The organism is Tepidimonas sp. (assembly GCF_029335975.1).
In the GTDB taxonomy this organism is placed as follows: domain Bacteria; phylum Pseudomonadota; class Gammaproteobacteria; order Burkholderiales; family Burkholderiaceae_C; genus Tepidimonas.
On record NZ_JARJMT020000063.1, the window covers coordinates 1 to 4,840 of the forward strand.

Here is a 4,840-nt window from a genome sequence, read left to right on the forward strand (position 1 = left end):
AGCCGGGCGCAGCGAGACGGTCAACACCCTCAACGCCTGGATGGATCCGCGGCACATACGGACCGAGGCGTTTGGCGCCATGACCGCTGAAGAGCGTCGCTGGCCCGAGATGTGGCGGTTTTGGCAGGTGTTGCCGCCCAAAGGGCGCATTGCGATATTTTTTGGCTCGTGGTACACCGATCCGGTTCTGGCGCGGGTCGAAGGGCGCGACAGCCGCGACCATTTTGCGCACCGGCTCGAGCGCATCCGCCAGTTTGAACGGATGTTGGTTGCCGAGGGCGTGGTGTTGGTCAAGTTCTGGTTTCACCTGTCTAGGCAAGCGGCCAAGGCGCGCCTGAAGGCGCTGGCGTCCGACCCCCGCACGGCATGGCGCATCGGACCGCAGGAAAAGGCCCACCTCAAACGCTACGACGACTTCATCGAAGCCAGCGACGAGGCGCTGCGCAAGACCAGCCTGGGCGAGGCGCCCTGGATCGTCATCGAAGGCAGCGACGAGGCCTATCGGCATTTGACCGCAGGGCGGCACTTGTTGTCGGTGCTGCGCCATGCGGTGATGCCGGTGCCGCCCGTGCCGCCCCAGGGGCCGCTGCCGGCCAGCGTGATCGAGATGCCGGGGGATGACGTGACCCTGCTGAAGGCACAAGACTACGGGCGACGGCTGACGCGCGAGCGGTACGAACGCTTGCTGGAGCGCTGGCAGGGCCGGCTCAACGGATTGAGCCGCGATCCGCGCCTGCGCGGCCGCTCGCTGGTGGTGGTGTTCGAAGGCATGGATGCCGCGGGCAAGGGCAGCACCATCCGGCGTCTGACCGCGGCCTGGGATGCGCGCTTTTACCGCGTGGTGCCCATCGCCGCCCCCAACGAGAACGAGCGCGCCCAACCCTATCTGTGGCGGTTTTGGCGCTACATCCCGCCGCATGGCCGCGCGGTCATCTTCGACCGATCCTGGTACGGCCGGGTGCTGGTGGAGCGGGTGGAGGGCTTTTGCGCCGAGGCCGACTGGATGCGCGCCTATGGCGAGATCAACGCCTACGAAGAGGAGTTGACCGAAGCGGGTGTGATCATTGTCAAGTTCTGGCTGGCCATCACGCCGCAGGAGCAGTTGCGCCGCTTTCGCGAGCGCGAGGCCACGCCCCACAAGCAGTTCAAGATCACCCCGGAGGATTGGCGCAACCGCGACAAATGGCCGCAGTACGAGCGGGCGGTGCAAGACATGGTGGACCGCACCTCGACCCTGGTCGCGCCCTGGCACCTGGTGGCTTCGGATGACAAACTCTGGTCGCGCGTGGAAGTGTTGCGCACCCTGTGCCGCCGCATCGAGCAGGCGTTGGCGCAAGGGGAGGCAAGTAAACCTCGATTACGCGAGCGGTAGCGGGTGCAGGCCGTGGCGTGCCCGCGCGCGCGCGCAGGCGTCGCTGCCCTCGGCGAATTCACGGCAGGGTGATGGCCGCCACTCGTAGATGCCGCAGGCCACCTGCTCGCCCACCCTCCCCGTCAGGGCGATGCAGCGCGGGGGCCAATGGTCGGTGCCGCGCATGCGCACGGTGATGCCGGTCACGGGCACGGTCAACCCGTCCGGGACTTGGCCGCCCCCGTCCTGCGTCTCGTACACCGAGAAATCGACCCGAAACCAGGCGCAGCATGCGCCGCAACGTCGGCACTCGCTCATCCCACTCCCAGCCTGCATTCACAGCCGACCAAGCAGCAGATACTCCATCAAGGCTTTTTGCACATGCATGCGATTTTCCGCCTCGTCCCAGACGACCGATTGCGGGCCGTCGATGACTTCGGCGTCCACTTCCTCGCCACGGTGAGCGGGCAGGCAATGCATGAAGAGGGCCTCGGGTTTGGCTTGCGCCATCATGGACGGCGTGACGCGCCAGGCGGCAAACGCTTGCTGGCGCACTGCGTTTTCGGCTTCGTAGCCCATGCTGGTCCACACGTCGGTGGTGACGAGGTCGGCCCCACGGCAGGCGGCCATCGGGTCGTCGAACACCTGCCAGAAATCGCCGCGCGGCACCCCAGCCACGATGGGGTCGACTTCGTAGCCGCGCGGGGTGCTGATGTGCACGCGAAAGCCCAGGACCTGGGCTGCCTGTAGCCAGGTGTTGGCCATGTTATTGCCGTCGCCCACCCAGGCCACCGTGATGCCGCGCAGCGCACCCGGATCCAGCGTGCCATCGGCGCGCCGGCCGCGCTGCTCCAGCCAGGTGAACAGGTCCGCCAGAATCTGGCACGGGTGGAACTCGTTGGTCAGGCCGTTGATGACCGGCACGCGCGAGTGCGCGGCAAAGCGCTCGATCTTGCTTTGCTCGAAGGTGCGAATCATCACCAGATCGACCATGCGGCTGATGACGCGCGCGGTGTCCTCGATCGGCTCGCTGCGGCCGAGTTGGCTGTCGCCCGTGGTCAGATGCACCACCGAGCCGCCCATTTGGTACATGCCAGCCTCGAAGCTGACGCGCGTGCGCGTGCTGGCCTTCTCGAAGATCATCGCCAGCGTGCGATCCGGATCGGCGAAGGGCTGGTATTTTTCGACGGCCTTGAACTTGCGCTTGATGAAGTCCGCGCGCTCGAACAGATAGGTGTATTCCTCTGCGTCCAGATCTTTGAATTGCAGATAGTGCTTCATACGGAGGTCTCGTTCAGAAAGACGCGCACCTGCGGCACCAGCTTGGCGACGATTTCGTCGGCTTCGGCGCGCGACAAGATCAGCGGCGGCACGAGGCGAATCACCCGCTCGGCGGTCACGGACAGCAGCAGTCCGACCTGGGCGCAGCGGTTGACCAGCGCGCCGCAGGGGCGGTCGAGCTCCACGCCAATCATCAGGCCCTTGCCGCGCACCTCACGCACACCGGGCAGGCCATGCAGTTCGGCCCAGAGCTGCGTGTGCAGATGTGTCCCGACGGCGGCCGCGTTGTCCAGCAGGCCCTCGTCCTCCATGATGCGAATGGTCTCCAGCCCCGCGCGCGTGGCCAGTGGGTTGCCGCCAAAGGTCGTGCCGTGGTTGCCGGGTTGAAAGATCTGGGCTGCGCGCGGACCGGCCACCACCGCGCCGATCGGCACGCCCGAGCCCAGCCCCTTGGCCAGTGGCATCACATCGGGCCGAATACCGGCCCACTGGTGCGCAAACCACTTGCCGGTGCGGCCCATCCCGCACTGCACCTCGTCGATCATCAGCAGCCAGTCGCGCTCATCGCACAGGGCGCGCACGCCGGCGATGTACTCAGGCTCCAGTGGATGTACGCCGCCTTCGCCTTGGATGGCCTCGAAGAACACCGCAACCACATTCGGGTTGCCGTCGGTGGCGCGTTTGAGCGCATCCAGATCGTTGATCGGCACGCGGATGAAGCCGTCCACCAGTGGCTCGAAGCCGGCCTGCACTTTGGGGTTTCCGGTGGCTGACAACGTGGCGATGGAGCGGCCGTGGAAAGCGCGCTCATACACCACGATCTCGGGCCGGGCGATACCCTTGTCGTGGCCGAATTTTCGCGCGAGCTTGAGCGCGGCCTCATTGGCTTCCAGCCCGCTGGAGCAGAAAAATACCTTATCCAATCCAGAGCGCTCGCACAACGCGGCGGCCAGCGGCTCGGTCCAGGGGTGATGATAGTAGTTGCTGATGTGGATGAGTTGCGCCACCTGGTCCTGCAGTGCACGCACCAGCCGCGGATGGGCATAGCCCAGGGTGTTGACTGCGATGCCCGCCAACGCGTCGAGATACTCGCGACCTTGCGCATCCCACACCCGACAACCGCGCCCGTGCGTCAGCACAATCGGAACACGTCCGTAGGTGGACATCACATGCGGCTCGGTCGGGGCAGGGGAGGCGTTCATGGGCATCCAGCAAAAAGGCCGTTCGGCAGGGACAACCTGAATAAAGGTGATTCTAGGGCCTGCCCGCCGATGCGGCAGAGTCGGCGGTTGGTCTGGTGAGGTCTTATATAAGATATAATTTTTGGGTGGCCGGGCGATCCTCGCGCCACAGTCGCTCCGTATTCGGGGCCGTCCACCCGCTCACCCTGCTGCCGCGCGCCTACCGGCCGCGGCCATCCACGCGATGGTCACGCCCAACGCCCAAGAGATCTTCATTCAGGGGGTCACGCGCAGTGGCCGCAAGTTCCGCCCCAGGGATTGGGCCGAGCGCTTGGCCGGCGTGATGCGTCCATTTCATCCCCATGCAGCGCAAGGGCATGGTGCCCACTTGTGCTACTCGCCGTGGGTGGTTCCCACGGTCATCAACGGCGTCAAGTGCGTCGTCGTCAATCGCGCGCTGCGCGACTATGACGAGCGGGCATGGGATTTTGTGATGGGGTTTGCGCGCGACAACGACCTGGTCATGACCGAGGCCTGTTTGCTGCCCGATCCGCCGGCTGGCTAAGCCGCGCCGCTGCCGTGTTCTGGTCGTCGCGCCAATGAAAACGCCGCCGGGCGTTGGCCGCGGCGGCGTCGGGAGGGGTTTGCTGGCAGCGCACCCGTTCCAAGGCGGGCATTGCAGCCGGCTGGCTGCCGGCAGGGCCCGGGCGAGAGGGTGTCCGCCGTTTAAGCGGACGCAACGGCCAGGGACTTGACTTTGGCCGACAGGCGGCTCTTGTCGCGAGCAGCCTTGTTTTTGTGGAAGATGCCCTTGTCCGCGATGGAGTCGACGATCGACTGCATTTGGGCAAAGAGTTCGGTAGCCTTGGCCTTGTCGCCAGCGGCGACGGCTTTTTCCACCTTCTTGACAGCCGTGCGGTACCGCGAGCGCAGCGATGCGTTGTGGGCGTTGATCTTGACGTCTTGGCGCGCGCGCTTGCGGCCAGAGGCCAGGCGCGGCGATTTCTTCGACTTGGTTGCCATGGGT

General features: G+C 65.7%; 6 protein-coding genes. 2 read left to right on the plus strand and 4 right to left on the minus strand.

Features of this window, described 5'->3' with window-relative positions:
• The coding region (pap, locus tag P3W97_RS03385; protein WP_300843788.1) for a polyphosphate:AMP phosphotransferase at positions 1–1,372 on the plus strand (1,372 nt) is incomplete at its 5' end.
• Here the strand turns inward: pap and P3W97_RS03390 are convergent.
• From P3W97_RS03390 to P3W97_RS03400, 3 genes are read right to left on the minus strand one after another with little or no spacing between them, the layout of a single operon-like run.
• A complete protein-coding gene (locus P3W97_RS03390) occupies positions 1,358–1,669 on the minus strand; it encodes a YkgJ family cysteine cluster protein (protein WP_300843790.1) in 312 nt (103 codons plus the stop codon). The genes pap and P3W97_RS03390 overlap by 15 nt on opposite strands.
• A gap of 18 nt (positions 1,670–1,687) precedes the next feature.
• Positions 1,688–2,632: an ornithine carbamoyltransferase gene (argF, locus tag P3W97_RS03395; RefSeq protein WP_300843792.1), complete on the minus strand. Its 945-nt coding sequence runs from the start codon at positions 2,630–2,632 to the stop codon at positions 1,688–1,690.
• Complete coding sequence (locus P3W97_RS03400) at positions 2,629–3,834, minus strand: aspartate aminotransferase family protein (protein WP_300843794.1); 1,206 nt, start codon at positions 3,832–3,834, stop codon at positions 2,629–2,631. The genes argF and P3W97_RS03400 overlap by 4 nt, the downstream gene beginning before the upstream one ends.
• Before the next feature lie 223 nt (positions 3,835–4,057).
• Between P3W97_RS03400 and P3W97_RS03405 the strand changes: the two genes are divergently transcribed.
• On the plus strand, positions 4,058–4,378 hold the full coding sequence (locus tag P3W97_RS03405) for a DUF3579 domain-containing protein (protein WP_300843795.1): 321 nt from the start codon (positions 4,058–4,060) through the stop codon (positions 4,376–4,378).
• Between the two features lie 161 nt (positions 4,379–4,539).
• On the opposite strand, the gene rpsT is transcribed toward P3W97_RS03405, so the two are convergent.
• Positions 4,540–4,836 carry a 30S ribosomal protein S20 gene (gene rpsT, locus P3W97_RS03410; protein ID WP_300843797.1) on the minus strand — a complete coding sequence of 99 codons (297 nt, stop codon included), beginning with the start codon at positions 4,834–4,836 and terminating at the stop codon, positions 4,540–4,542.
• Positions 4,837–4,840 lie beyond the last annotated feature (4 nt).

Excerpts from the sequence above, each read along its gene's own strand:
- argF (WP_300843792.1), bottom strand. The coding sequence starts at position 2,632 with ATGAAGCACTATCTGCAATTCAAAGATCTGGACGCAGAGGAATACACC.
- P3W97_RS03405 (WP_300843795.1), top strand. The coding sequence starts at position 4,058 with ATGGTCACGCCCAACGCCCAAGAGATCTTCATTCAGGGGGTCACGCGC.
- rpsT (WP_300843797.1), bottom strand. The coding sequence starts at position 4,836 with ATGGCAACCAAGTCGAAGAAATCGCCGCGCCTGGCCTCTGGCCGCAAG.
- P3W97_RS03400 (WP_300843794.1), bottom strand. The coding sequence starts at position 3,834 with ATGAACGCCTCCCCTGCCCCGACCGAGCCGCATGTGATGTCCACCTAC.
- P3W97_RS03390 (WP_300843790.1), bottom strand. The coding sequence starts at position 1,669 with ATGAGCGAGTGCCGACGTTGCGGCGCATGCTGCGCCTGGTTTCGGGTC.